22 protein-coding genes are annotated in these 25830 nt (G+C 59.0%); 9 read left to right on the forward strand and 13 right to left on the reverse strand.

The annotated features are described in order from the left end of the window. Positions 1 to 16: 16 nt before the first annotated feature. The 5 genes from ACIQT8_RS23805 to ACIQT8_RS23825 are packed head-to-tail and all read left to right on the forward strand — an operon-like array spanning position 17 to position 5020. Positions 17 to 766: an SDR family NAD(P)-dependent oxidoreductase gene (locus ACIQT8_RS23805; protein WP_400970585.1), complete on the forward strand. Its 750-nt coding sequence runs from the start codon at positions 17 to 19 to the stop codon at positions 764 to 766. A gap of 15 nt (positions 767 to 781) precedes the next feature. Next, positions 782 to 1951: an SGNH/GDSL hydrolase family protein gene (locus ACIQT8_RS23810; RefSeq protein WP_400970588.1), complete on the forward strand. Its 1170-nt coding sequence runs from the start codon at positions 782 to 784 to the stop codon at positions 1949 to 1951. After that, positions 1948 to 2982, forward strand: coding sequence for a hydroxyacid dehydrogenase (locus ACIQT8_RS23815; protein WP_400970591.1), 1035 nt, complete (start codon positions 1948 to 1950; stop codon positions 2980 to 2982). The genes ACIQT8_RS23810 and ACIQT8_RS23815 overlap by 4 nt, the downstream gene beginning before the upstream one ends. Beyond that, positions 2979 to 3764 carry a sugar phosphate isomerase/epimerase family protein gene (locus ACIQT8_RS23820; protein WP_400970594.1) on the forward strand — a complete coding sequence of 262 codons (786 nt, stop codon included), beginning with the start codon at positions 2979 to 2981 and terminating at the stop codon, positions 3762 to 3764. The genes ACIQT8_RS23815 and ACIQT8_RS23820 overlap by 4 nt, the downstream gene beginning before the upstream one ends. An 8-nt stretch (positions 3765 to 3772) precedes the next feature. Continuing rightward, on the forward strand, positions 3773 to 5020 hold the full coding sequence (locus ACIQT8_RS23825; RefSeq protein WP_400970597.1) for a glucarate dehydratase family protein: 1248 nt from the start codon (positions 3773 to 3775) through the stop codon (positions 5018 to 5020). 26 nt (positions 5021 to 5046) lie between these two features. Here the strand turns inward: ACIQT8_RS23825 and ACIQT8_RS23830 are convergent, their stop codons facing one another. Together ACIQT8_RS23830 and ACIQT8_RS23835 are read right to left on the reverse strand one after the other, a co-directional pair. Continuing rightward, complete coding sequence (locus tag ACIQT8_RS23830; protein WP_400970600.1) at positions 5047 to 6882, reverse strand: ABC transporter ATP-binding protein; 1836 nt, start codon at positions 6880 to 6882, stop codon at positions 5047 to 5049. Positions 6883 to 6916: 34 nt separating this feature from the next. Continuing rightward, on the reverse strand, positions 6917 to 8113 hold the full coding sequence (locus ACIQT8_RS23835; RefSeq protein WP_400970603.1) for an aminotransferase class V-fold PLP-dependent enzyme: 1197 nt from the start codon (positions 8111 to 8113) through the stop codon (positions 6917 to 6919). Between the two features lie 105 nt (positions 8114 to 8218). Between ACIQT8_RS23835 and ACIQT8_RS23840 the strand changes: the two genes are divergently transcribed. Then, positions 8219 to 9061 (forward strand): IclR family transcriptional regulator, encoded by an 843-nt coding sequence (locus ACIQT8_RS23840; protein WP_400970606.1) that lies wholly within the window; start codon positions 8219 to 8221, stop codon positions 9059 to 9061. A 9-nt stretch (positions 9062 to 9070) separates the two neighbouring features. Here the strand turns inward: ACIQT8_RS23840 and ACIQT8_RS23845 are convergent, their stop codons facing one another. From ACIQT8_RS23845 to ACIQT8_RS23880, 8 genes are all read right to left on the reverse strand, one after another. Continuing rightward, the gene (locus ACIQT8_RS23845; RefSeq protein WP_400970609.1) at positions 9071 to 9568 is read right to left on the reverse strand and encodes a RidA family protein; all 498 of its coding nucleotides are present in this window, start codon (positions 9566 to 9568) and stop codon (positions 9071 to 9073) included. A 33-nt stretch (positions 9569 to 9601) separates the two neighbouring features. Beyond that, a complete protein-coding gene (locus ACIQT8_RS23850) occupies positions 9602 to 10810 on the reverse strand; it encodes an amidohydrolase/deacetylase family metallohydrolase (RefSeq protein ID WP_138791427.1) in 1209 nt (402 codons plus the stop codon). Continuing rightward, positions 10811 to 11680, reverse strand: a complete 870-nt coding sequence (locus tag ACIQT8_RS23855; protein ID WP_400970613.1) for an ABC transporter permease — start codon at positions 11678 to 11680, stop codon at positions 10811 to 10813. It abuts the gene before it with no gap. Further along, on the reverse strand, positions 11680 to 12621 hold the full coding sequence (locus tag ACIQT8_RS23860) for an ABC transporter permease (protein WP_400970616.1): 942 nt from the start codon (positions 12619 to 12621) through the stop codon (positions 11680 to 11682). Before ACIQT8_RS23860 ends, ACIQT8_RS23855 begins: the two co-directional genes overlap by 1 nt. A gap of 77 nt (positions 12622 to 12698) precedes the next feature. After that, positions 12699 to 14225 carry an ABC transporter substrate-binding protein gene (locus ACIQT8_RS23865; protein WP_400970619.1) on the reverse strand — a complete coding sequence of 509 codons (1527 nt, stop codon included), beginning with the start codon at positions 14223 to 14225 and terminating at the stop codon, positions 12699 to 12701. 246 nt (positions 14226 to 14471) lie between these two features. Then, a complete protein-coding gene (gene fhuF / locus ACIQT8_RS23870) occupies positions 14472 to 15194 on the reverse strand; it encodes a siderophore-iron reductase FhuF (RefSeq protein ID WP_400970622.1) in 723 nt (240 codons plus the stop codon). Positions 15195 to 15210: 16 nt separating this feature from the next. After that, positions 15211 to 16086, reverse strand: a complete 876-nt coding sequence (locus tag ACIQT8_RS23875) for an ABC transporter substrate-binding protein (protein WP_400970625.1) — start codon at positions 16084 to 16086, stop codon at positions 15211 to 15213. Further along, positions 16080 to 18314: a TonB-dependent siderophore receptor gene (locus tag ACIQT8_RS23880; RefSeq protein WP_400970628.1), complete on the reverse strand. Its 2235-nt coding sequence runs from the start codon at positions 18312 to 18314 to the stop codon at positions 16080 to 16082. The genes ACIQT8_RS23875 and ACIQT8_RS23880 overlap by 7 nt, the downstream gene beginning before the upstream one ends. A gap of 243 nt (positions 18315 to 18557) precedes the next feature. Here ACIQT8_RS23880 and ACIQT8_RS23885 point away from each other — a divergent pair, with 243 nt between their 5' ends. The 3 genes from ACIQT8_RS23885 to ACIQT8_RS23895 are packed head-to-tail and all read left to right on the forward strand — an operon-like array spanning position 18558 to position 22116. Beyond that, on the forward strand, positions 18558 to 19304 hold the full coding sequence (locus ACIQT8_RS23885; protein WP_138791431.1) for a helix-turn-helix domain-containing protein: 747 nt from the start codon (positions 18558 to 18560) through the stop codon (positions 19302 to 19304). Further along, positions 19301 to 20131: an ABC transporter ATP-binding protein gene (locus tag ACIQT8_RS23890; RefSeq protein ID WP_400970631.1), complete on the forward strand. Its 831-nt coding sequence runs from the start codon at positions 19301 to 19303 to the stop codon at positions 20129 to 20131. The genes ACIQT8_RS23885 and ACIQT8_RS23890 overlap by 4 nt, the downstream gene beginning before the upstream one ends. After that, on the forward strand, positions 20128 to 22116 hold the full coding sequence (locus ACIQT8_RS23895; RefSeq protein WP_400970634.1) for an iron ABC transporter permease: 1989 nt from the start codon (positions 20128 to 20130) through the stop codon (positions 22114 to 22116). The genes ACIQT8_RS23890 and ACIQT8_RS23895 overlap by 4 nt, the downstream gene beginning before the upstream one ends. 36 nt (positions 22117 to 22152) lie before the next feature. Here ACIQT8_RS23895 and ACIQT8_RS23900 read toward each other — a convergent pair whose 3' ends face one another. From ACIQT8_RS23900 to ACIQT8_RS23910, 3 genes are all read right to left on the reverse strand, one after another. Beyond that, a complete protein-coding gene (locus tag ACIQT8_RS23900) occupies positions 22153 to 22644 on the reverse strand; it encodes an RrF2 family transcriptional regulator (RefSeq protein ID WP_400970636.1) in 492 nt (163 codons plus the stop codon). Positions 22645 to 22721: 77 nt separating this feature from the next. Beyond that, positions 22722 to 24032, reverse strand: a complete 1311-nt coding sequence (locus ACIQT8_RS23905) for an HlyD family type I secretion periplasmic adaptor subunit (RefSeq protein WP_400970639.1) — start codon at positions 24030 to 24032, stop codon at positions 22722 to 22724. Continuing rightward, positions 24019 to 25815, reverse strand: a complete 1797-nt coding sequence (locus tag ACIQT8_RS23910) for a type I secretion system permease/ATPase (protein ID WP_400970764.1) — start codon at positions 25813 to 25815, stop codon at positions 24019 to 24021. Before ACIQT8_RS23910 ends, ACIQT8_RS23905 begins: the two co-directional genes overlap by 14 nt. Positions 25816 to 25830: the final 15 nt, after the last annotated feature.

Raw genomic sequence — 25830 nt, forward strand, 5'->3', positions numbered from 1 at the left:
AATGCGAGGTTTTCAAATGCAACGTTTCACCAACAAGACTGTTGTCGTCGCCGGTGCAGGCCGGGATATCGGCCGTGCATGCGCCATCCGTTTTGCGCAGGAAGGTGCCAATGTCGTGCTGACCTATAACGGTGCAGCCGATGGCGCGGCCACAGCCGTTGCCGAAATCGAAAAAATCGGAGGCTCGGCCATCGCGATCAAGGCGGATCTTACCAAAGCAAGCGACGTCGAGGCGGCGATTTCGACCGCTGTCGACAAGTTTGGCGAGATTCATGGTCTCGTACATGTCGCTGGTGGCCTGATTGCCCGCAAGACGATTGCCGAAATGGACGAAGCCTTCTGGCACCAGGTACTCGACGTCAACCTCACCTCGCTCTTCCTCACCACAAAGGCAGCGTTGCCGAAGATGGCGAAGGGTGGCGCAATCGTCACCTTCTCATCGCAGGCCGGTCGCGATGGCGGCGGTCCGGGCGCGCTCGCCTATGCGACCTCCAAGGGCGCCGTCATGACCTTCACCCGCGGCCTCGCCAAGGAAGCCGGCCCGAACATTCGCGTCAACGCCGTCTGCCCCGGGATGATCTCGACGACCTTCCACGACACCTTCACCAAACCCGAGGTGCGCGAACGGGTGGCCGGTGCCACATCGCTGAAGCGTGAAGGGTCGAGCGAAGACGTCGCCGGTCTGGTGGCATTCCTGACATCTGATGATGCGGCCTACATCACCGGCGCCTGCTACGACATCAATGGCGGCGTTCTGTTCTCCTGATATCCTGGTAAAACCATGTCCGTATCGTTACCAAGGGCGAGCCGAATTGCCGTGCTCGGAACATCGCTCGTCCAGCAGAACCATATCGGCGACGCGGGCTCGCTTGCCACATCGGCACGCGGCTGGATGAGCTGGGCAGAGGTCCTGTCGCATGGCAGGCTAAGCTGCCCGGTCCATCATGATCCATCCGTCCCATCCGGGTGGGAGCCCAGCAATCGGCCCGGTGTCAGCCGCTTCTTTTCCGGCCTCAATTTCGGGGTTTCCGGTCAAAAAGCGGTCGAGATCGAGCGGCGCCTGCCGCGACTGTTGCAATCGGATTTCGATTTGATCCTGGTTGATGCCGGCACCAACGACATGATGGTGGAAAGCCGTCAGACGATTGCCGATACACGGGCACGGATCGCATCAGCCTTGCTCGACGCCGGAAAGACCGTGATCCTGCTCCCCATACTGGCCCGCGGCGTCGGAAAATGGCCGGCTGGCGGTGCCGAACGGGCAAAAGCGCACTGGATCAACCGCCAGAGTATCGAGTTTGCCGCAAGCCACGCCAATTGCCATGTGTTCGATTGGAACGCGGTCTGGGTCGACCCTGAAAGCGAGTTCGGTGAGCCTTATCCGGGCTATTCCGACGATGGCGCCCATTTTTCGGTGCCGGGTGCCTTCGCCGTCGGAAAGCTGCTGGCAACCTATCTCGAAACGATTTTGCCCCGCGCCACCGATCGCATTCTGGCAAGAGACGACCGTTTCGATCCGATCAACAACCCAGCCGGCAATCTGGCGCCGGACGCGTCAGCGCGGGTCGTGACCGACATGATTGAAAAGAACCACCGTCTCGGTGGAGAGCTTGTTCACCCCGGCACAGGCGTTTGGCTGAAAGCGATCTGCGACGTCGACGTACCTCCTCATGAGGGGGTGCTTGGCATATCGCTACGCCTGAAAGATGTTGCGACGGAAGGACAGGAAGCAACAGCGCTCGCTCCCTTCCGCGACAACGATGGCACAGTTTTTTCTTTCCCCGATATCCGATGGAAAGGCGCGCTGCGTACGCCACCGTTAAAACTCCGGCCGGGTAGCGCGCCGCCCGAACTCTATCTCGATATCCTGTTGCGGCCCGGATCTAACCCAATCGCAATCGACGTTTCTCGCATTGATGTCCGGCCCGTTTCCAGCCCGGTGCGCGCATGAAAAAGTCCCCTGACAAACCACGGCTGTTGATCGCCATGCGCGAAGAGCTTCCCAAAGGGTTCTTCGGATCGCGAGAATGGGCACGGCTGAATGCCGTAACGGACATCATTGCGGGTTTTCCCTGCACTGATTTCGATACGGCAGAAGGAAGCAAGGCCTTGGCGGAGGCCGATATTCTGCTGGCAGCGTGGGGTACGCCATCGCTGACAAGAGAACGGCTTTCCCGGGCACCAAAACTGAAAATGCTGGCTTATGCCGCTTCATCGGTGCGCAGCGTCGCACCTCCCGAATTTTGGGAAACGTCCAACATTCTGGTGACGACGGCGGCATCCGCCATGGCCGTGCCGGTGGCCGAGTTCACCTACGCGGCAATCATCATGTGCTGCAAGGATGTGTTTCGCCTGCGCGATGAGCACCGGAAAGAGCGCGGCACCGGCGGCTTTGGCAGCAGGCGCGGCATGAGCCTGCCTTACCTCGGCACTTATGATCGCAGGATCGGCATTGTCGGCGCATCCCGCATCGGGCGGCTGGTGATCGAAATGCTTGGCCGGGGCAATTTCGAGATCGGCGTTTACGACCCCTATCTCTCCGAGGCAGACGCCTCGGCCCTGGGTGCAACGAAAATGGACCTGCATGCGCTTCTCGCCTGGTCCGACGTGGTTTCGCTGCATGCACCGATCCTGCCGGAAACCCGCCACATGATTGGCGCCCGCGAGCTTGCATTGATGGCCGACCATGCGGTCTTCATCAACACTGCGCGCGGCTGGCTCGTCGACCACGATGCATTGCTGTTGGAAGCAAAATCCGGACGGCTGCGCATCCTGATCGACACGCCGGAACCGGAGCCCCTGCCGACCGACAGTCTCTTCTACGATCTGCCCAATGTCGTTCTCACCCCACATATTGCCGGGGCACTGGGCAATGAATTGCGGGCGCTGTCCGATCTCGCCATCACGGAAATCGAGCGTTTCATCGCTGGCCTTCCACCTCTGCACCCCGTTTTCAAGCAGGATATGGAGCGCATGGCATGAAGACGTTCGACTACAGCTTTTCGACACTCGGCTGTTCCGAACTCAATCTGCACGAGGTCACTGACCTCGCCCGACACCATGGCATCGCATGTGTGGAATTGCGGACGCTGGCTGGTACGGTTGATCTGATCGCGGCACTGGAGGCTGAGTTTGGCAGCCCTGATCGGTTTGCCACTTTCCTGACCGGACGCAATCTCAGGGTGGCTGCACTCAACACATCGGTCCGATTGTTCGAAAACGGAGACCTCTCCGCCGTCGAACCATTCATCCCTTGGGCCGAGGCAGCGGGGATCGCTCATCTTCGTGTTTTCGATGGCGGCGGGCAGTTAAGCGCTCAAGACATGTCGCACGCTGAAAAGCTGCTGAGTGATTGGCAGGCAATGCGACAGTCGCGCCAACTCAGTGTCGATCTGATGATCGAGACCCACGATGCACTGGCCGATTCCAGACAGCTCTTCGCTTTTGTCGAGCGCGTGCCGACAGCGCGGATCTTGTGGGATACCCATCATACCTGGGCCAAGGGCTCCGATCTCGCAACCGTCTGGCAAAACATTGCCAAAAGCGTTGTCCATCTGCACGTCAAGGACAGCAGGCTGGATGATGCAGGAAGCCGACGCTATGTGCTGCCCGGCCACGGCAACTTTCCCATGGCGGACCTGATTTCACTGCTTCGATCAAGTGATCGACAGATACCCCTCAGTCTCGAATGGGAGCGCCATTGGCATCCCGAACTGCCACCTCTTGACGACGCGCTGACGGCAGCGCGTAGCTGGTGGCGATAGGAGTTTTTATGCGGATCGCTGAAATCCATCTCACCCCGGTTGCCATCCCTGACAAGCCTCTGCTGAACTGCAAAGGCGTCCACCAACCCCACGCCCTGAGGACTGTTATCGAGGTCGTCTGTGACGATGGCACCGTGGGTCTTGGGGAGAGCTACGGAAGCATCAAGGCACTGGACGGCCTGCGACGTGCGGCGCCTGCCATGGTCGGCCTCGACCCGTTTCACCTTCACGAATTGAAATCGCGGGTGATTGCCGCTTTGCCCGGAGGCGGTGGCATCAATGCGAAGTCAGCCGTGGCAGATCACAAGCTAACAGACGTCGTCGCATCCGCCTTCGAAGTGCCCTGCCTCGATATTCAGGGCAAGTTGCTCGGGCGGCCTGTCTCCGACCTCTTGGGCGGCACTGTTCGGACCAGCGTTCCCTTCAGCGCCTACCTGTTCTTCAAGTACGCGGCCCATATCGGCGAAGAGCCTGATGAATGGGGAGAGGTCCTGACCCCTGACCAGATGGTCGGCGAAGCGCAGAAGATGGTCGAAACATACGGTTTCCAATCACTGAAGCTGAAGGGTGGCGTGCTGCATCCCGATCTCGAAATCGAGACGATGCGGAAATTGCGAAAGGCTTTTCCCGATCACCCGTTGCGGATCGACCCAAATGGCGGCTGGACGGTTGAAACCGCCATTCACATCGCCCGCGAACTCGAGAGCGTTCTGGAATACCTTGAAGACCCTGTCATCGGCATGGACCAGATGGCAAAGGTGGCGGCGGCCACATCGCTTCCGCTTGCCACCAACATGATCGTTCTGGAGTTCGATCAGATCGCCGAGGCCTTCCGCAAAAACGCCGTGCAGATCGTCCTGTCAGATCATCATTACTGGGGTGGATTGCGCGCCTCGACCCATCTCGGCAAGATTTGCGAAACATTGGGGCTCGGAGTTTCGATGCATTCGAACTCGCATCTCGGTATCACGCTTGCCGCCATGACGCATGTGGCCGCCGCCACACCAAACCTCAGTTATGACTGCGATACACATTATCCCTGGACCGGCGTCGACGTGATCGAAGGAACACCATTCACGTTCCGGAACGGCCGTCTGCAGGTGCCGACCGAGCCTGGGCTTGGTGTCGCCCTCGACCGGAGCAAGCTCGCCAAACTCGCCGCTCTGTATGAGCAGACGGCGATGAAAGAGCGTGACGACACGGCCTACATGAAGAAGTTTGACCCGACCTATGAGCGCAAGGTGCCGCGCTGGTGACTGAACGTCAAAGACGCGGGACCTTCTCAGACCGCTACAAGATGTCCCGGAGACACCTCGCGATAGTCCAGCGGCTTGACGACATAATCGACGGAGCGAACCGGGCTTTTAATTTCGTCGTTTGCGGCGGACCGCTTTTCGCTCCGACGATCAGGGTCCGGCACCGGAACCGCAGCCATCAGTTTTTTGGTGTAGGCATGCTGCGGGTTTTCAAACACCGCAGCCCGCGGACCAATCTCGACGATCTCTCCAAGATACATCACGGCAACCCGGTGACTGACGCGTTCGACGACGGCCATGTCGTGCGAAATGGAAAGGAAGGCAAGGTTCAGGTGCTGCTGCAGGTCTAGCATCAGGTTGATGACCTGCGCCTTGATCGACACGTCGAGCGCCGACACGCTCTCATCCGCAACAATCACTTTCGGCTCCAGCGCCAAAGCCCGCGCGATGCAGATGCGCTGGCGTTGGCCACCGGAAAATTCATGCGGGAAACGCGACGCCATATCAGGCGTAAGGCCGACCTTTTCCAGGAGATCCGCAACACGGTCTTTCGCCTGTTTGGCGTTGCCCATCTTATGCTCGAGATAGGGCTCGGCAATGGCATCACCAACGCGGATGCGCGGATTGAGGCTGGCGAAGGGGTCCTGAAAAATCATCTGGATCGATTTGCGCATTTCGCGCAGACCCGATTTGTCCAGCGCCAGCACATCCTTGCCATCGGCAACGACCGAACCGCTCTGCGCATCGATGAGACGCATGATGGCCCGGCCCGTCGTTGATTTGCCGCAGCCCGACTCGCCAACCAATGATAGCGTTTCACCAGCATGGAGGTCGAACGAAACATTCTCGACGGCATGGACGCGGCCGGTCAGCTTGCCGAAAAGACCAGAGTGGATATCGAAACGTTTGGTGAGGTTCTTGACCTCCAGTACCGGGCGCAAGCTGGAGGCGACGGTATCGGCCGTCTCCACCGGCAGCTTCGATACACCGGTTGCGGTGTTGACCACTGGAAACCGCAGTGGGCGTTCGTAACCCTTCATCGATCCGAGAACCGGGACAGCAGACAGCAGGGCACGCGTGTAAGGATGCTGCCCACGGTGAAAGATGTCGGCCGTGGCGCCTGTTTCCACCTGTTCGCCGCGATACATGACGACGGTACGATCCGCGATCTCCGCGACCACACCCATATCATGGGTGATGAACAGCACCGACGTTCCCTCTTCTTCCTGTAACGTCTTGATGAGATCGAGGATCTGACCCTGGATCGTCACATCGAGAGCCGTCGTCGGTTCGTCGGCAATCAGCAGCTTCGGACGTGACGCAAGTGCCATTGCGATCATCACACGTTGACGCATGCCGCCGGAGAAGCGGTGTGGGTATTCGTCAAAACGCGACGCGGCAGAAGGGATGCGCACCTTTTCCAGCAACCGGATGGTTTCGGCCCGCGCCTCGGCCTTCGACATCGGTTTGTGGCAAAGCAGCGCCTCGGAAATCTGGTCGCCGATCGTGAAGAGCGGATTGAGCGATGTCATCGGCTCCTGAAAGATCATCGCGACATCATTGCCGCGAACGTTGCGCATCTTCTCTTCGGGAAGAGCAAGCAGATCCCGACCACCAAGCAGGATCTTGCCTTCGATACGGCTCGAATCCGCCTGGAGGAGACGCATGATCGAGAGAGAGGTCACGCTCTTGCCCGAACCGCTCTCGCCGACAATGGCGACCGTTTCGCCGGGGGCGACATCAAAGGAAACATCTCGGACGACAGGCTTCCACACGCCATCCACCAAGAACGAAGTCGTCAGGTTGCGAACGGAAAGAACGGGATCTGTCGCTGCGCTGGTTTGTGCCTGGATACCTGCCATGCTTGCTTCCTCTGTCTGTGTTTCGCTCTGATGATCAATCCGGCCAGCGAAGCGCGCCGTCGAAGCGGTGCTTGCTGCGGTTTTCGATCGGCGTCGCGATGATTTCGTTCGAGGCACGCGCCTTTTCGAGTTCTTCCGTCAGACGCCTTGCAACGATCGTTTCCTGACCAGGATGCAGATTGCATGGGTCGAGATAGAAATAGTGGTGCTCGACTTCATGGTCGCGAACGATGATCGGCGGAGTGCCACGCGCCAGCGCATCGGAAAGATCCCAGGCGGTGATATGCGCTTCCTCCGCCTTGATGATGACGCGCATGCGGTCAAGAGGATTGTTGGTGGGATCGGGTTCGATCAGCGCGGTGACACCTGGTCGACCGTCGAGTGTCTGTTTCCACAGGTTGAGGTAACTGGTTTCCCTTTCGCGAATGCCAGCATGATCCCGCTTTTCCCAGGCCTCCAGTGCCGCCATGACACCAAAGATGCTTTCCTTGCCGACCTTCATGCCGCGGCCGATGCCCATGTTCTGAAGGAAGGCATGTCGCACCAGTTCCTTGCGTCCGGCAACGATGCCCGACGTCGGGCCGCCCAGAAACTTGTGACCGGAATAAAGAGCAATATCCGCACCCTGCTCGAGGAATATTTCGAGATCGTATTCCGAAGCTCCATCGACGATCACGGGAACACCCTTGGCATGGGCGATTTCCACGAATTCCTTGAGGTTCAGCAAACCGTAATCGACAACATGATGCGAAACGACATAAACCGCTGCGGCCGTCTTTTCGGTGATCGCATGCTCCATGTGGAAACGGTGGGTCGAGGTAGCCTGTCCGACCAGCACCGGTTTGCCGCCGGCAAGGCGGATGGCCTGATCGACTGGCGCACCGTAGCTTACGACATGCCCCATCTGCACGAGAACTTCGTTTTTCTCGGGAGCGCGATCCGGCAGTTGCTCGATGGCCAGAAGGTTGTTGCCGGTAATGGCGCCCGCAACGGCGAGCGAAATGCCCGCAGAGCAGGAAGCGGTGACAAATCCTGCCTCGCCGCCCGTCAGCCGCGCGATAACGGCGCTCGCCTTGCGCTGCAGATCGTTGATTTCAACGAACTGCGGCAGGATCGACGACATCGCGGCAATTGCTTCCGGAACCACGATCGACGCGCCGAGGCTTGTCATGGTGCCGGACACATTGATCACCGGGCGAAGTCCAACTGAGGTGCGGATATCATCAGACATTGTGGTCTCCAATTTCGAATGCTTCAGACCAAGGGGCCTTGTGATTTCCCTTACTGAAGCGTATGCCATAGTTATGTAATAAGCTCGCATCTGCATACGAGGAGCGTGGAATTGGACGGCAAGACATCATCGACGGTTCACCCCATGACCAGCGCTTCCGGTGACGAAACGACAGGCGACAAGACCGCGCGCCGCTCCCGCGTGAGTGGGATTGATCGTGCTTTGCAGGTCATTGATTACCTTTACGAAACCGGCGCACCGGCTGGCGTTTACGCCATAGCCAAGGCCGTCAAGGCGCCGCTTTCGACCGTTTATGTGATCGTCGACGATCTCGTCGAAAAGACGATGTTGTCGCGCAACGCGGATGGTTCCGTGTGGCTCGGACCAAGGCTTTACCATTACGGTCTTGCTTATGCGCGGTCGCTTGATTTCATGAGTGTTGCCACGCATGAAATGCACGATCTTTGCCGCGAAGCCGACGAAACGGTCCAGCTTTGTGGCCGCGACGGCGACTACATGCTGGTGCTGGCGATGGCGGACGGCCCGAGCCATTTTCAGGTCGCATCGCGGGTCGGAACCCGAGTTCCTCTGAACTGGACTGCTTCCGGCCGCCTGCTGGCGGGGCACCTGCCGGAACAGGAGCGCGTCGAGCTGTTCAGGCGCTGCGCCAAGACCTCGCCGACGGGACGGGCGGAGATGGACCCGGAAGTCCTGTCTCAGTCTGCAGGCGCGGCCTTCCAGTCGCGTCTTTCGATCCAGGCGGGAGAGTCGGACTATGCCGTTGCATGCATTGCTTCGCCGATCTGTGATCGCGACGGCCAGTGCGTTGCCACCATCTCCATCGTCCTTCCCGAACAGAAGGCCTTTTCTGACGAAAACCACTACACGGCGCATGTGCGCGCGTCGGCGGAACGTATCGAAAAGACCATGGGCTGGCGCAACCACTGACATTCTCCTCTAGTCGCGCAGCGCGACGATTGCTTCGATCTCGACGGTGATATTTCCCGGCAAAGACCCGAAGCCCACAGCCGAGCGGGCATGCTGGCCAACCTCTTCACCGAACACGTCGTTGAAGAGATCGGAGCAGCCATTGATGACGTTGGGATGGTCGAGGAATCCCGGGACGGCATTGACCATGCCGAGCAATTTTACGACGCGCTTGACGCGGGATAGATCGCCCAGCGCATCATGCATTACCGCAAGCAGGTTGATACCGGTCAGTCGGGCATGCCTGTAGGCATCCTCGACACCGACTTCGGCGCCGACTTTGCCGACATGCAGGAAGCCGTCAGTCTCCCGCGGCCCTTGGCCGGAGAGGTAGAGCATGTTGCCTTCGATCACATGCGTGACGAAGTTGGCGATCGGCGGCGGCGGTGGCGGCAGGGTGATGCCGAGTGCGGCCAAACGCTCGTAAGGCGAGGCTGCAATTTTGGTTTTTACTGGAGAGGTGCTCACGTAAGCTCCCATTTGCGATTTTTGTTTCGCGTATCAACGATAGGAATAACCGTGGCTGTGACGAACCAGCCTGCGGGCGCGCGGGATGTAACGGCTGGCCGTGATCGCTTCGCTGCCGATGACCGAATAACGCGGTTCGAACAGCTTGCTCAGCACGGAGACATCACCGTTTGAATCCGTCGCCTCAATGTCGGAATCAATGAGATCAAAGACCGTGAAATCGGCCCGCTGACCGACAGCAAGACGATTTTCCATCGAAAGCTTGATCACGGATGCCGGGGCATGGGTGACCGCTTCCACGACCTTGTCGAAGGGCATGCCGACGGACAATAGCTTCGACATTGTCGTTGCCAGATCCCAGACCGGAAAGTTCATCGAATGGCCGTGCAGGTCGGTCGAAATCGAGAACGGCAGCAGGCCACGATTGATCGCAGCTTCCGCAACCTTGAACGAGAACGATGCGCCTCCGTGACCAATATCGAGGCGAATACCCTCACTGGCGCAGCGTTCGGCCAGATTGAACAAGTCCTCATCTTCCATGATGCTGGAGCCCGCCTTGCCGTTGAAGCAATGGGTGACGACGTCACCGGGTCCAAGGATTTCGAGCACTTCATCATAGAGTGCCGGCGGCTCGCCGACATGCACCATCATCGGGATCTTCAGGATCTTGGAGATCTTTTTGCCGAGCTTGACCGGGGTAACACCCCAGGAGCCGGTGATCACATGGCTCGCGCGAACCTTCAGCCCAACGATATGCTCGCTGTTTTCGGCGTAGCATTCGAGAATCCGATCAAGATCGATATCTCTTATGTCGCGCAGTTCAGCAACGCGATTGCAGGCCACGAGACCAATCGAACCGAGATTGAGGAACGCCTTGATGCGCTCTCTGGATGGTTCGATGATATACTCACGAAAGCCGTGGAAATTCGCTTCTCCCGCCGATCCCGCATCAACCAGCGTGGTCACGCCGCGCTCGGCACCGCATTCTGAGGGACGGATAGAGATATCGGTGCCGCCGTGCCAGATATGAACGTGCAGATCGACCCAGCCCGGAGAAATCCAGGCGCCCTTGCCGTCAACACGGGTGATGTCGTCGGTCACGGCAAGCTGAGGACCGATCTTGGCGATCTTGCCTTCACCATCGACGAGGATATCGACGACACCAGAGGGAGTGTCGGCGCCGAAGGCCATCGGCTTCACATTGGTGAGGAGAAGCGGCTTGGCCGTTTTTTCACCGGTCATTTACGGGTCCTTTCGAAGTTTTGGATCGAGCATATCGCGCAGGCCGTCACCGACCATCTGAAGCGAAAGCACGGAGAGAATGATGGCGACGCCGGGGAACAGCGTCATCCAGTCTGCCTGGCCGATATATTGGCGGCCTGCGGCAATCATGGTGCCCCAAGTGGGAATTTCGGGGCTGACACCGAGCCCAAGGAAGGAGAGCCCGGCTTCTGCCAGCATCGCGCTGGCAAAAAGGAAGGTTGCCTGCACCATGATCGGCGACAGCAGGTTGCGCAGCACATGACGCGTCATGATGTGGAAGGTGGAAATACCCAGGGCCTGTGCTGCCTCGACATAGGGCAGTTCACGAATGACGAGAGTCGAAGCACGGACGATACGGGCAAGACGCGGCGCATAGACAATCGAGAGCGCAATGATGACAGTCGTCAATGACGGACCGAGTGCTGCAACAAGGGCAATCGCCAGAAGAATATCCGGAAACGCCATCATGGCATCGATGAGACGCGCGATCGGCGTATCGAGCTTCTTGAAGAATCCGGCCAGCAGGCCGAGCGTCACCCCGATGACCGCCGAGAGCGCCACAACGGCGGCACCGACTAGGAGCGAGAGCCGACCGGCAAAGATCGTGCGGGACAGCACGTCGCGGCCGAACTCATCCGTACCAAAGAAATAGAGTTCACTCGGCGGCTTCAGCCGGTTCACGATCGAAAGTTTGGACGGGGAATAGGGCGCTATCCATGGCGCGAAAATCGCCAGCAGCACGAAGATCGTCAGAACGACAACGCCGAAAGCAACGGTCTTGCGCTTCAGGAAGCGGCGGATGAACTTGCGGCCCTCGCTTTCGGCCGGCTTGATCGCAATATCGCTCATCAGTAGCGCACCCTCGGATCGACCAACAGATAGAGCATGTCGATCGCAAAATTGATCAGGACGTAGAGCGCGGCGATCACCAGCAGCGCGCCCTGGATGACAGGGTAGTCACGACGCAGCACCGCCGAGACGACAAGATTGCCGACACCCGGCAGACCAAACACGGTCTCGGTAACGACAGCGCCAGAAATCAGCACGGCTGCTGTCAGACCGAGGACCGTCAGGATCGGGATCAGGGCGTTCTTCAGGGCGTGTTTGAGGATCACCTTGCGCTCGATCAGACCTTTGGCACGTGCAGTGCGGATGTAATCGTCACCCAGCACATCGAGCATCGAGGCGCGCGTAAAGCGCAGGATCAACGCGGAAGAGACGATACCAAGCGCGAAGGCAGGCAAGGTCAGATGATACATACGGTCAAGGAAACTGGAGCCCGGACCGCCATAACCCGAGACCGGGAACAGACCGAAACGGACAGCGAAAACCTGCATCAGAATGAGGCCCAGCCAGAAACTGGGAATGCTGGCTGCCAACATCGCAAGTGTGGTCGCCGCCTGGTCAACAAAAGACCCGCGACGATAGGCGGCATAAATTCCGATCGGCAGAGCGATCACGCCGGCGATGAGAAGCGAGAACACTGTGAGGAAGAAGGTGGGCTCGGCCCGATCAAGCAGTGCCGATGTAACCGGCATGTTCAGAAAGATCGATTGACCGAGATCGCCCCTCAACAATTGGCCAATATAATAGAGATATTGAACGCCAAGAGACCTGTCTAGGCCAAGGCTGGCGCGCAGATCGGCAATATCCTGTGATGTCGCATCGGGTCCGAGCATCACTGCTGCCGGATCACCCGGCGTCACGCGCACGATGACGAAGACGATCGTGACAACAAGGAACATCACGACGATCATGCCAGCAAGGCGCTGGAGAATGTAGCGTATCATGGGGTCTGTCCCTATGCCCGGAGGCACAATGCAAGAAGGATACCGGCGCCATCGCACCGGTATCGCATGGCGAGGCGTTACTTCTTGATGGATGCGTTCCAGAAGTAGGGCCATGGAGCCGGATCAACGCCTTCGAGCTTGCCGGATTTTGCGGCCACGGCATTGAAATCGCCGATCTTCATGTAGGGCAGTTCGTCATACATGGCCTTCTGGACATCGGCCCAGAGCGCAATGCGCTTCTGCGGGTCGACTTCCGAGGTGAAGGCATCAACCGTTGCCTTGCGGGCCGGGGTATCCCACCAGCCGGGCGAACTCGGCGACAGCGAACCGATCAGCGCCGGCTCAGGCAGGAACGGGCTGTGGGTGATATAGATGTCCCAAAGCTTGGGATCGGCACGGCGCTGCGTCAGCGTTGCCCAGTCGACAACCTGCAGATCGACGGCAAAGCCTGCGATCTTCAGATATTCGGCCGCCACCTGTGCCATCTTGTAATGGAACTCATATTGACGGCTTGTCAGGATGCGGATCGGCTCGCCAGCATAGCCAGCCTTCTTGGCGCTTTCGGCAGCACCTTCAGGATCAGCCACATTGTAGTTGCCTTCAACACCGGCATCGGTGTTCCACGCATAGGGCTTCGGATAGATATCACCGTCCAGCGCGTAGAAATCCGTGCTGCCGAAGGCAGCGGCCAGCATGTCTTCCATGCTGAGCGACTGGCGGATCGCCTTGCGGATCTCGACATTGTGGGCGACGCCTTCCTTGGTGTTGAACACGAAGACCGGATAACCGAAAGGCTTCAGAATGACCGGCTGCGATGCGCTCGATCCCTTGAGCTTGTCGAAGGATTCAACCGGAATGGAATCGACATAGTCGTATTGACCGGAAACGGCAGCTTCAACACGGGTATTGGCATCAGGCACCGGAACGAAACGGATTTCGTCGAGATACTGATGGCGGGCACCGCCATAACCGTCACTTTCGCCATCGCGCGGCTTGTAGCCATCAAAGCGCGTTAGCTGGATGTACTGGTCGGCCTTGCGTTCCTTCAGCATGTAAGGACCAGTGCCGATGAATTCCTTCATCGGCTCATCCTGCTTGTCAGACGGGATGATGATCGCGGCCGAGTTGTTGAAGGCAAAAAGCGACGTCAGCGGTGCATAAGGCTGTTTCAGCACGATCTTGACGGTTGCCGGATCGGTGGCCGTGATCGTTTCGATGAAACCGGCCACCTGCTTGCCGCGTGATGCGATCTTTGTCCAACGGGTGATCGAGGCAACAACGTCTTCCGAGGTCATGTCGCTGTTGTCGTGGAATTTGATGCCTATGCGTAGTTTGATCGTATAGGTCTTACCGTCGGCACTCACCTCGGGCAGGCTTTCCGCCAGAAGCGGCGTGACGTTCCATTTGCCGTCAAACGTATAAAGCGTTTCGAAAATATGCTGGGTAACAATGCCAACCAGATCGGCGGTGGAAGACATCGGATCGAGGGTCGGAGGTTCGCCGATGGTTGCGACGTTGATCACCCCACCCTTTTCCTGAGCCATCAGTGCGGTCGGCAGGCCAGCTAGGGCAGTACCGACAAGAAGTGCTAAAAGAGTCTTCATCTCATGCTCCCGTTATTATTTGTTCCATTATTATGTTATATAAGTCTTTATAATAGAATATCGGACGAGTTGACGCTGTCAACCGGGAAAGTGAGTTCGTCTGTAGGGGACCGTATGGGCAGCGGAAATCTTGGCTGCGGCCGTGCGAAAACAGCCCGTCTTTTCGAGAGGAGGCGAGGGATTCAATGAAAACCCATTGACGAGCGAGACCCGAAAAGCTTGTATTTCAAGGGTCGAACGGCCGAACTATTGGCCTCTTGGGCATGGACACGTCGCACAGTAATCGAGCGTTTCCAGCAGGTATCGAATGCAGCACACACGCCGCAGGCGTTTCGGCTCACCATTTTTGACGGGATAGACGATCGGCCGGAAAAGAGGATTGCGGGTCCCATCAGCAAGGGTCGGCAGGTCAAGAAAGTCGAACGCATGCGTCAAGCCAGGTGTCGGCGACTGCAGTTGGGCCTTGCACCCACGTACCGTTCCTTCAAACAGGTTGCCCGCATTGCTCCAGAGTACGTTGCGAGAGAGGCCAGAAACCTCGACAATCGCCTCAACGACCGGTGCCAGATTGTCCCTGACGAGAAAATCAAAGCGCTCTTCCGGCGAAGTCGCACGATGGAGCCTGCCAAATGACGATAGGCGTAAGCCGATAATGTCACCGTTGTCGGTCACATCGAGACCAATCCTTTCAGGCGCGAGCGACACGCACCAGTCGGCCATGATCGTGGCAGCAATCATCGGCCTGGCAACGAAGAAAAAATACCGCTTCGACCATTCGCCGGCGACAGCGATCCGGGAAGCATTCGTGCCGAAGCGACGACCGTAGTTGGAAAGTATCGCGTCGAGCCGATGCGGTTCCAGACACTCCCCAAGGGACAGGTCCTCACGCCTCTTCCGCTGAAAAAACGAGCGAGCGCCGGTTAGTTCAGCTTGCTCGAAAAGAAGGTTTAGAATGTCCGTCCGCCGCATGGGCTCTCTAGTACCTTCAGCCGAACTGGCTGGCAATTTCAACGACCAGCTTCTGCAAGGAAGCGGTCGAACCGAACGGCCAGACCTGCGTGCCAGTGACCCGGACATTGTGTTGCACGACAATGGGAAGGACCGGCCACAATGGGGCTGAACGCAGATCCTCCGGTATCGCCTCAGCGAGAATGACCAGCGTAGTCTGCCCCTCGAGTGAGGCTAGTCCCTCTAGATCGATTGTGGTGAAGCCGAAAGGCTGAGGGACGATATCAAAACCGGGAACAAATCCGATCCTCTGCATCAGCATGACGGCGGCGGAATTTGGCGCAAAGATGCGCAAACGGGGAACGCCGGGAAGCGGTTGAGCCAAGACCAGTTTTTGTCCCCCAATCTTGGCAGCGTACCGGGTTCTCAGGTCTTCAATGTCCTCGTCAAACCGTGCCAGTAAGGCAGCGGCTTCCTCCGCCCGGCCCAATGCCGCACCCGCCTGAATGACGCTGCGGTAGACGGCCGCGAGCATATCTCCATCATCCTGATCGTCGAGGAGATGTGTCGGTGCGATATCACCAAGCGCCGATGCCAGCGATGCGTGGCGAAAACGGGAAGACAGGATAAGGTCGGGCTGCAGCTTGCGAATGGCCTCAAGGCTCGGTTGCTGCCGGCGTCCGAGATCGGCAACGGCGCCGAGCTTGTCAGTATCGACGTTCACCCAGGTTCGGTAACCGGACGGCTCTGCGCAGCCGACCGGTGAAATACCAAGCGAAAGTGCAATTTCTGTCGACGTCCATTCCAGCGTAACGACGCGCGGCGGTGCGGCTGCCGAAGCCAATCGCGGCATGGCGGCCAGAGCCGCCAAGCCTGTCAGTAACGATCTTCTCCCGATCGTGGCTGCTACCATTTCACACTCACCGTGCCGACCACCGTCAATCCCTGACCGTAGTAGCACTGCGTGGTGGTGTTGCAACCGGCAACATAGGTCTTGTCGCCAAGGTTATAGCCGTTGAGCTGGAACGCGTAACGATCGTGTTCATAACGGGCGAAGGCATCCACCAGTGTATAACCCGGAACGAAAAACGAGTTTGCCGTGTCGCCAGCGGTCTTACCGACATGGCGTGCACCGACACCGAGTGTCAGCTTTCCATCCCATGCGTCCGGCATCCGTACGTCATAGCTAACAAACAGCGACTGCTGCTGCTTTGGAACCGTGTACGGCATTTTGCCGACCTGCGATGCGGTTTCGCTTCGTGTGACCTCTGGGTCCTGCCAGCTTGCGGCAGCGGTCAGATTGACACGATCCCAAAGCGTGGCGTTGGCTTCGACTTCGATGCCGCGCACCCGCACTTCATCGGTCTGGTAGTAGATGCCGGCAACGCGGTTCACGACGTTTTGCTGTGTCGCTTCAAACCCGGACAGCGTCAGGCTGAAGTCTTCACCGGGCGGCGCATATTTGACGCCAATTTCCTTCAGCTCGCCGGTCGTTGGTTTCAGTGGCGTCGCAGCCAGAGTGAGGACCGGAGCAAAAGAGGTCGAATAAAGCGCATAAGGCGTGATGCCATTGTCAAACACGTAAGCAGCACCAACCCTGCCGGTGAAGGAACTGTTGTTGCGCCTATACTGCGTGGTCGCTCCGCTGGCGATGACCGTGCTGTCGGAATCCGTATCGACGAAATCCTGACGCCCACCGGCAGTCAGACGGAAACCACCGATCTCGATCTGATCTTGAAGGTAGATGCCCGCCTGCCGTTGCGTCTGATCAAGATGCGTCGTCAGCGTCGCCGGGATCACACCGATGTTGTAAACCGGATTGAAGAGGTCGAGCGTCGGGCCGTTCCGCGAGCCCGTGTCGTTGACAAGGTTCTGCCACTGCAGATCAACACCGCCAAGCAACGTATGGCTGACAGGACCCGTATCAAACTTGTATTCGAGATTGGTATCGAGTGCTGCAGCGTTCAGCGTCGGCTGGGCATTATAGACCAGACGGGAAAGCGTGCGCTGGTTGGCAGACAGTCCGTTTCCGAACAGGTTCTGGTAGTTCACGTCGAGATACGAATACCGGAAGTTCTGTCTAAGAACCAGATCGCCGCTGAACGCGTGCTCGAGACGATATCCGACATAGGCCGTTTCCTTGTCGTAGATCGCAAGCGACGGATCGCCATCAGAGAAACTGCGCGGGATGGTCAAACCCAGACTGTTCGAATAGACGCTGCCGGCGGCCGGAATGAGCGACGGCACCTGGCCTGCATCATCCTTCATGTAGGCGCCGTAGACCGTCAGGCTGGTATCCTCGTCCGGCGACCACTTGATCGTGGGGCTGATGGCGACACGATCGTTCTTGCCGAAGTCGTTCATGGCATCGCTGTCACGCAGCACACCTTGCAGACGGTAGCTCAGACCGGATTCGGTGCCGATCGGGCCGGTCGCATCGAAACCGATCTCTTTCTGATTGAAGCTGCCGAAGCGTGTGTAGAGCTCTCCACCCGCCGTATCCTGCGGGTCTTTGCTGATCATGTTGACAACGCCGCCAACGTTCGTCTGGCCGAACAGCGCCGAACTCGGACCACGTAGAACCTCGACGCGGTTCAGGAAATATGGCTCGACACGAAAGCCCGCGTAACCGCCCGTCTGGTTGGCAATCTGCGGAACCCTCAACCCATCGAGATAGAGATCGGCAGCAAATCCGCGAACCGTAAAATAATCGGAGCGCGGGTCGTTGCCATACCGCTGGCCATTGACGTTCGAGCTATAGAGCAGGCTGTCAGCGACGGTCTGTACGGCGCGATCGGTCATGGCGCCGCGCGTGATGACAGAGATGGATTGTGGTGTTTCCGCGACCGGCGTCGATGTCTTGGTTGCCGAGGCAGAGTCCTTTGCCACGTAACCACGTTGTTCAATGCGGGCACCCTTGGCCGTGGCTTTTCCCTGTACGACGATAGGATCAAGCTGCGTGGAACCGTTAGCATCCTGCGCAAAAGCTGTAACGGCCTGAACGGACATCACGCCCAGTGCAACACCCGAGGACAGAAGCAGAAGCCGAGCGAGACGAGCAGATGGCTTACGAGTTGCAAGGCCGGTGTGTTGCATTGTACGAACCTGTGATGTGAGTGCTGCCGAGACGGGCAAAGACATCGGCGTTACCCGCCGCCTCACTTGATCCCGCCGCTTTCGGCCGCTTAAGTAGACTTTTTTTATCACCATTGTCAGGTCAAAATGGATCGAAATCGGGCCACAAATTGACCCATTTGATCCTTATCGCTTATTCTGCGCCAATCAGGCCATCTTTTCCTTTTGAAAAATTCAAAGCCTGCGTCTATTGCTCGCGCGCAGTGCCGAACATTGTCGTCATGGTATCCCGTCGCACTTGGAGACGAAATGAAACAGCCGCAAAAGGCCGTCGACCTTCAAAACGTGCCGCGCCCCGTGGCTGCCATGGCGCGTGTTTACGAAAAGAGCGTCGATTTCGGCTGGCACAGTCACCGCCGGGGCCAATTGCTGCAAATTGTCGACGGCTTCATGACCGCCCGTACGCCCGACACTTCGTTCATCATCCCGAGCGGCTATGGCCTGCTCATCACGCCGGATATTCCTCATGCGGTGCGATCGCATGGACGTGTCTCCATGCAGTCCCTTTACATCGAACCGGAGCCCGGCCTGACTTTGCGCTGGGAACCGACGCGCGTCATCTCCACTTCCGTTCTTCTGTCTGCAACGGTCGGCGCGTTTCTCGAACAACCGACGCTTTACGATGAAAATGGTCGCGGCGGACATCTGGCCGCTCTGATCCTCGAAGAGATTGCCAACGCGCAGGAGGGCCCTTTTGCGCTGCCAATGCCAAGCGACAAGCGGCTGCAGCGACTGTGCCGTGACCTCTCGGAAACACCGGCAATCGACCTCGACATCGACCATTGGGCCGACAATCTGGGCATGAGCCGCCGAACCATGACCAGAAAATTTCGTGTTGAAACCGGCATGAGTTTCGCAGAATGGCGACGCCGATTGCGCATGGCCCATGTCATGCGCAAGCAGGCCGAGGGTGTACGTCTTGATGAAGCAGCGGCCGATGTCGGTTATCGCAGCCTGTCTTCGCTGCGAAAAGCCATGCGCGAGGTTGCCGTTTGACGACCTCCGCTGTTCCCGCCCTGGAGGCGCATGGCTTGAGTGTCGCCTATGATCGGGCCTATGCCGTGCGCGATGTCGACATGCAGGCGCAACCCGGCCGCATTACCGTCATTTGCGGTGCGAACGGGTCGGGAAAAAGCACGCTTCTCAAATGTCTCGCCGGACTGGAAGAACCGACGGCCGGCAGGATCACCCTCCTCGGCCGCCCGCTTTTGGAACTGAGACGCCGCGATGTCGCCCGGCAAGTGGCCGTGATGGGACAGGCCCCAGAAATCCCGGTTGGCCTGACCGTCGAGGAACTCGTCGAGCAGGGCCGTTACCCACACCGCCCGTGGCTAGGCCGGCTCTCGGCGGATGACCGCGACATCATCGATAGTGCCATCAAGCGTGTCGACTTGCAGCAATTGCGCAAACGCCAGCTTGCGACCCTGTCTGGCGGCGAACGCCAACGTGCCTGGGTGGCCATGGCCCTGGCGCAGCAGCCACGCGTGCTTTTCCTCGATGAACCGACGAGCTTCCTCGATATTCGCCATCAGGCTGAACTGCTGACATTGCTGCGCGAACTCAACCATACGGAAGGCCTGACGATCATCGCCGTACTCCATGATCTCAATCAGGTCATGGACATTGCTGATGACGTGGTGCTGATGAAAAAGGGAGAGGTTCTGGCGATAGGGCCTGTCTCGCAGGTATTGCAGACCGATCCCCTGGAGCAGGCCTTCGGCTGCAAGGTCAATCTTGTCCCGCATCCCAAAGACGCAGACCGCACCTACTGCCTGATCGACTGGATCGATGCAGCCGGTGCGTCATACAGGCCGGCCGAATGACAAAGCCGCGGGCGCCACGCGGCTCTTCCTCTCTCGCATTGCCACTCCTCTGGCTGGCAAGCGTCGTGCTGTTGTTGCTTCTGGCGGCACTCGACATGCGTCTCGGAAGCAGGCTGATCGGCTGGAATGACATCATCGCCTTTCCAACACGCCCCGACACGCTGGTCCAGGCCATTCTGGAAACCAGCCGTGCTCCGAGAGTGGTCGCAGCGATCCTGACCGGTGCCGCCTTGGCGGCAGCGGGCTCTGTTCTGCAAAGCGTGCTTCGAAATCCCCTTGCCGCGCCGGACATTCTTTCCGTCACCAGTGGCGCCCAGTTGATGCTGGTCATATCGACACTTCTGCTGCCAGTCGCCGTGCCGTCGATCATCGCAACGACTGGCGGCGGCCTGACTGGTGCGCTGGCCTGTATCGCGCTTGCCGGTGGTTTTCGTGCCCCACCCGGCCGGCTCGCCCTCGCAGGCGTTGCCATTTCTCTCTGCTTTGCCGCACTGTCTTCCGCCATCGTGCTTCTGGCCGATGACCGTGCGTCCGGTCTCATCCTCTGGTCATCAGGCATTCTCGACCAGACGGGATGGTCAAAGATTGTGGTCGCAGCTCCAGTGATCCTCCTGTCCTGCCTGGTATTGATGACCATCGCCCGGCCGCTTGATCTGCTTGGATTGGGCGATCAGGTTTCCGCGAGCCTTGGTCTGACGCGAACGCTGACACTGTCCGGCATCTTCGCCGGCGTGCTGTTGTCTGGTGCAGCCGTGACCCTTGCCGGCCCGATTGGCTTTATCGGCCTTGCGATCCCCAACATCCTTCGTGCACTCGGCATCACGCGCCATCGCCATCATCTGCCGCTTGCCATGATCCTGGGCGCAAACACCCTGCTGTTCGCCGACGTCGTCGTGCAGTTTTTTGCCGGTAACGGCTCTATCATTCCGACCGGTGTCGTTGTTGCCTGCTTTGGCGCACCCGTCATGCTCTTCCTCTTGCGGACCACAAGGATTGGTGCGGAGCGTCGCATAGCAACACCATCGGCGTTGCATCGTCCTTCCATGCCACTGTTGATCGGTCTTCTGGCGGCAATCGCATTGAGTGGCTCAAGCCTAGCGCTGATGATCGGCGACAGCGTGTCCCTGTCGATCGCGGATATCGCCGCAAATCTCGATATTCGGGCTCCGCGCCTGCTGGTCGCCTTAGCCTGCGGCGCGTTGCTGGCGACAGCCGGTACCTTTTTACAGGCCGTAACACGCAATCCGCTTTGCGGCCCCGAAACGCTTGGCCTCACACAGGCAGCGGCCTTGTTCAGCCTTGTCGGGCTTCTTTCCGGCTTTGTACCCGGCACGTTTCTGTTTCAGTGCGTCACACTTGGCGGTGCCTTTGCAGCCATCTTTCTTCTGCGATTGTTCGGGCCAAATAATTCACCCGACCGGCTGATCCTGGCCGGGGTTGCCATAGCAGCAAGTTTCGGCGCGGCAGCAACCATCATCGTTGTCGAAGCGCGGCTGCAAACCGCAGAGGCCTTGTCGTGGCTGGCGGGTTCCACCCACGGTCGCGGCTACGCCGATGCGCTCTCACTTATGCCATGGCTCGCTTTTTTGATCACCGTGGGCATCGTCTGCAGCCGTCATCTGGACACGCTGGCGCTCGGCGATGACACGGCACGATCACTGGGCCTGCCAACGGATAAAGCGAGACGCTGGGCGATCTTTTATGCGGCTTGCGCGGTTGGTGTTGCCGTCTCCTCCATCGGTGCGGTCAGCTTTGTCGGCCTGCTCTCTCCGCACGCCGCACGCCTCCTCGCCGGCCCACGCCATGCCCGGTGCCTGCCCGTTGCCATGGTGGTCGGTGGCGTGTTGATGGTATTTGCCGATCTTATCGGACGCAGCATCATCGCCCCCCTCGAACTCCCCGCAGGCATCGTCACAGCAGTAATCGGTGCACCGATTTTCCTGATCCTGCTGCGCCCGAGAGCGCTGAGAGCTGTTTCGACATGACCCCTGTTGCCAGGCTCACGGCCATACATCGATATCTCAACGACAGATCTCATCAGGCAGACTGGTCTTGGCTGAATACGTCTTGTGGTCGCTTCCCTTTTTGCGGCGGTCCTGATGGAGAGGGCCGGGGCGGTTTTTATTGGCGAGGTCGGCGATCGAGAAGCGGTCGAGATAGGCGCGGATGACATCGTCGGCGCCCATCACGATTTTGCAGAGTTCAGCCGTCGGATCGCGACCAGTGAGATTTTCTTCTGTCCGTGCCGAAGCGATCAGTTCGGGCTGCATTCTGGCGATGACATCGCCGAGCAGGATATCGCCGGCCGGTTGGGTGAGGGCGAGACCGCCGCGTCGCCCCCGCCGGGCTTCAATGAGCCCGGCCTGAACCAGAGACGGCACGACCTGTGCAGCAAAGCTTGCTGTCGTGCCGGCTGCACGCGCCGCCTCTACCGTGCGGATCTGCCCGCCTTTGGCATTGGCGCAGGCCGCCAGAATGGCAATCGCCACTTCGGATTCGCGTTTCAGTCGCATCTTTCTTCCTCCCTTATGCGTTCGCCGCCATCACCCCCGCCTCGACATGCCACCGCCGAAATCGGCGGCCTGCACGATCACTCTTCCCGGAAAGCACGGTTGATCTGATCGGACAGCGGTTTGACCAGATAGGACAATGCGGTTCTCTCGCCCGTCGCGATAAAGGCTTCGGCGGGCATACCCGGCACCAGACTCAGATCCTGCAATTTTGTGAGTTCAGATGCCGGCACCGATAGCCGCACGAGGTAATAGGACATACCTGTGCGCTGATCCTGCGTCAGATCGGCGCCCACCCGGCTCACCTCCCCGGTCAACTCCGGCGTGGTGCGCAGATTGAAAGCGGACAAGCGCAGCATGGCTTTCTGGCCGACGACAATCTGGTCGATGTCCTGCGGCGAAATCTGTGCCTCAAGTGCCAGCTTGTCGGCATCTGGCACGATGGACATGACAACATCGGCAGGAGAAATGACGCCACCCACGGTATGGGTGCTGAGTTGATGGATCATGCCGGCCTGCGGCGCGACGATGTTGATGCGTTTCAGTTGGTCCTCGGCCGCGACCTTGCGCTCGACATATTCGCCAAGCTGCCCCTGTATCTCCCGCAGCTCGCGACCGACTTCCGTTTTCAGATCCTGATCAATCGAAATGATCTGCAGTCTGGTTTCGGAAATGCGCCCGGCGACCTGCGCCTGATAGGCGATCTTTTCACCGCGCTCGCCGCCAAAGGTGGCAGCCTGGGTTTCAAGCCCGTTAAGGCGCTGAACGGAGACGGCACCCTGCTCCCGTAGTGATCTGAGGGAGACGATTTCCTGTTCCAGAACCTCAAGACCGCGCTCATAGGCGATCTGTTGTGCCTTCAGTCCTTCGCCTTCGTGCTCATATTGCGAAATACGCTCGAGAAGCTGCGCCTTCTTGCCTTCTCTGGCATCACGGCGCGCTTCAAACAGGCGTTTTTCGCTGCGAACGGCCGCTTGCGCGTCGAGATCGTTGCCAGCGCTCAGCAGGTCCTCGGGAAAGACGATGGCGGCGAGATCATCCCGCTCTGCTTCAAGCCTGGCCATACGGGCCGACAGTTCGTTCAGGCGTTTGGTGACAATGGCAAGATTGGCCTTGGTCTGCGTTTCATCGAGACGCAGAAGGACCTGTCCCGCTTCGACCTTCTCTCCTTCGCGCACCAGAATCTCACCGACAACGCCGCCTGTCGGATGCTGGATCTTCTTGACGTAGCTATCGACGACGAAATGCCCGCTGGCGACAACCGCCCCAGCAAGATCCGTTGCCGCCGCCCAACCGCCTGCGCCGACAACCAGCGCAACGCTGACAATGACACCGGCCATCAGATGGCGCCGGATCGAACGATGGGTGGTGAGTGCTTCAGCGTTCGGCATCTGCGACGTCCTCTTGCTGCTGGTTTGCCGGCACCGGGTTTGCCACGACACGGAGCGGATTGACGGAACGGGACGTGACAGGCGCCATCGTTGCCGTGACAGGCACCGGCGCGGCCGGCTGCGGATTGCGAAGTACCTTTGACAGGATTTCGTCTCGCGGACCGAAGGCCTTCATCCGCCCGCCTTCCATCACGCCCACGAGATCGACGACACCGATGGCGCTCGGACGGTGTGCGATAACGATGGCAATGCCGTTTCTCGCCTTTACCGATTCGATGGCGCGCACAACGGCCATTTCGCCCTCGGCGTCGAGATTGGCGTTCGGCTCGTCCATCACGACAATAAAGGGGTCGTCATAGAGTGCGCGGGCAAGGCCGATCCGCTGCCTCTGGCCAGCCGAAAGCGCAGAGCCACCCTCGCCGATGCGCGTTTCATAGCCGTTTTCAAAGCGCAGGATCAGTTCGTGCGCACCAGCCATTTTCGCTGCGGCAACGATTTTTTCGGCATCGAGGTTCTCTTCGAAGCGGGCGATGTTTTCGGAAATCGTGCCATCGAAAAGTTCCACACCTTGGGAAAGATAGCCGATATGACGGCCGAGTTCTTCCACGTCCCATTGTTGCAGGCTGGCGCCATCGAAGCGGATCTTGCCCTGCGCCGGTAGCCATGCCCCGACAAGCGCACGTGCCAGCGTCGATTTGCCCGATCCGGACGCGCCGATAATGCCGACAGCATTGCCCGCCGCCACCGTGAAGCCGACACCCGCGACGGTCGCCTGCTTTTCACCGGGTGGCACAATGGCAACGTTTTCGACCCGCAACTCCTTTTCGGGCTTCGGCAGCGGCAATACATCGGCTTTTTCCGGAACTCTGACCAGAAGCTCCTGAAGCCGTGTCCAGCTTTGCCGCGCCATGATGAGCGGTTTCCAGCTTGCAATGGCGAGATCGACAGGTGCAAGGGCGCGTCCCATCATGATCGAACTGGCGATCATGACGCCACCGGATGCCTCCTGCTCGATCACGAGCCAGGCGCCGACGCCCAGAATGGCGGATTGCAGCACGATGCGCAGGGCCTTCGCCACGCCGCCGAGGTTTCCGGCGACATCGCCACTGATTCGATTGGCGTTGAGGTAATCGGCATTAGCGCGCTGCCAGCGGGCGGAAAGACGCTTCGACAGGCCCATGGCCTGAACAACCTCGGCATTGCGACGGCTAGCTTCCATCAGCGCATTGCGGTTCATGCCGTGGCGTATGGCGTCCTGCGCGGGCTTGCGGGACAGCGAATTTGTGATGATCGTCAACGAGACCAGGATGATTGCGCCCACCAGGGCAGTCACGCCGATCCAGAAATGGAAAAGGAAGCAGATGCCGAGATAGAGGGGCATCCAGGGCAGATCGAAAAGCGCGGTGGGTCCGGGACTCGAGAGAAACCCACGGACATTGTCGAGATCGCGAAGCGGCTGCAAACCGTCTCCCTGCATCCGCGACAAGAGCGGAAGGCGTATGATGGCGTCGTGCACGCGGGCGGAAAGCGCGTGGTCGACGCTGTCGCCGATCCGCAGCAGAATTCGCGCGCGAATGATGTCGAGCAGGGCCTGAAATGCATAAAGGCCCGCCGCGAGAACGGCGAGACCGACAAGCGTCGAAACGCTTCGGCTGGACAGGACGCGATCGTAGACCTGAAGCATGAAGAGAGGAGAGGTCAGGGCCAGAATGTTGACCACACCACTCATCAGGGCTATGCAAACGACCGCTGGTCTAAGGGTGGAGACCACCGCCGCAGCCATAGGCTGCGACGGCGT

It is taken from the genome of Agrobacterium sp. NPDC090273, from assembly GCF_044772305.1.
GTDB lineage: Bacteria > Pseudomonadota > Alphaproteobacteria > Rhizobiales > Rhizobiaceae > Agrobacterium.

Bases quoted from the DNA above. Each gene is read 5' to 3' on its own strand.
- ACIQT8_RS23875 (WP_400970625.1), bottom strand. From the start codon at position 16,086: ATGGTAGCAGCCACGATCGGGAGAAGATCGTTACTGACAGGCTTGGCG.
- ACIQT8_RS23895 (WP_400970634.1), top strand. From the start codon at position 20,128: ATGACAAAGCCGCGGGCGCCACGCGGCTCTTCCTCTCTCGCATTGCCA.
- ACIQT8_RS23830 (WP_400970600.1), bottom strand. From the start codon at position 6,882: ATGGCAGGTATCCAGGCACAAACCAGCGCAGCGACAGATCCCGTTCTT.
- ACIQT8_RS23855 (WP_400970613.1), bottom strand. From the start codon at position 11,680: ATGAGCGATATTGCGATCAAGCCGGCCGAAAGCGAGGGCCGCAAGTTC.
- ACIQT8_RS23880 (WP_400970628.1), bottom strand. From the start codon at position 18,314: ATGTCTTTGCCCGTCTCGGCAGCACTCACATCACAGGTTCGTACAATG.
- ACIQT8_RS23860 (WP_400970616.1), bottom strand. From the start codon at position 12,621: ATGATACGCTACATTCTCCAGCGCCTTGCTGGCATGATCGTCGTGATG.
- ACIQT8_RS23900 (WP_400970636.1), bottom strand. From the start codon at position 22,644: ATGCGACTGAAACGCGAATCCGAAGTGGCGATTGCCATTCTGGCGGCC.
- ACIQT8_RS23910 (WP_400970764.1), bottom strand. From the start codon at position 25,815: ATGGCTGCGGCGGTGGTCTCCACCCTTAGACCAGCGGTCGTTTGCATA.
- ACIQT8_RS23885 (WP_138791431.1), top strand. From the start codon at position 18,558: ATGAAACAGCCGCAAAAGGCCGTCGACCTTCAAAACGTGCCGCGCCCC.
- ACIQT8_RS23805 (WP_400970585.1), top strand. From the start codon at position 17: ATGCAACGTTTCACCAACAAGACTGTTGTCGTCGCCGGTGCAGGCCGG.
- ACIQT8_RS23835 (WP_400970603.1), bottom strand. From the start codon at position 8,113: ATGTCTGATGATATCCGCACCTCAGTTGGACTTCGCCCGGTGATCAAT.
- ACIQT8_RS23865 (WP_400970619.1), bottom strand. From the start codon at position 14,225: ATGAAGACTCTTTTAGCACTTCTTGTCGGTACTGCCCTAGCTGGCCTG.
- fhuF (WP_400970622.1), bottom strand. From the start codon at position 15,194: ATGCGGCGGACGGACATTCTAAACCTTCTTTTCGAGCAAGCTGAACTA.
- ACIQT8_RS23820 (WP_400970594.1), top strand. From the start codon at position 2,979: ATGAAGACGTTCGACTACAGCTTTTCGACACTCGGCTGTTCCGAACTC.
- ACIQT8_RS23905 (WP_400970639.1), bottom strand. From the start codon at position 24,032: ATGCCGAACGCTGAAGCACTCACCACCCATCGTTCGATCCGGCGCCAT.
- ACIQT8_RS23815 (WP_400970591.1), top strand. From the start codon at position 1,948: ATGAAAAAGTCCCCTGACAAACCACGGCTGTTGATCGCCATGCGCGAA.
- ACIQT8_RS23810 (WP_400970588.1), top strand. From the start codon at position 782: ATGTCCGTATCGTTACCAAGGGCGAGCCGAATTGCCGTGCTCGGAACA.
- ACIQT8_RS23825 (WP_400970597.1), top strand. From the start codon at position 3,773: ATGCGGATCGCTGAAATCCATCTCACCCCGGTTGCCATCCCTGACAAG.
- ACIQT8_RS23850 (WP_138791427.1), bottom strand. From the start codon at position 10,810: ATGACCGGTGAAAAAACGGCCAAGCCGCTTCTCCTCACCAATGTGAAG.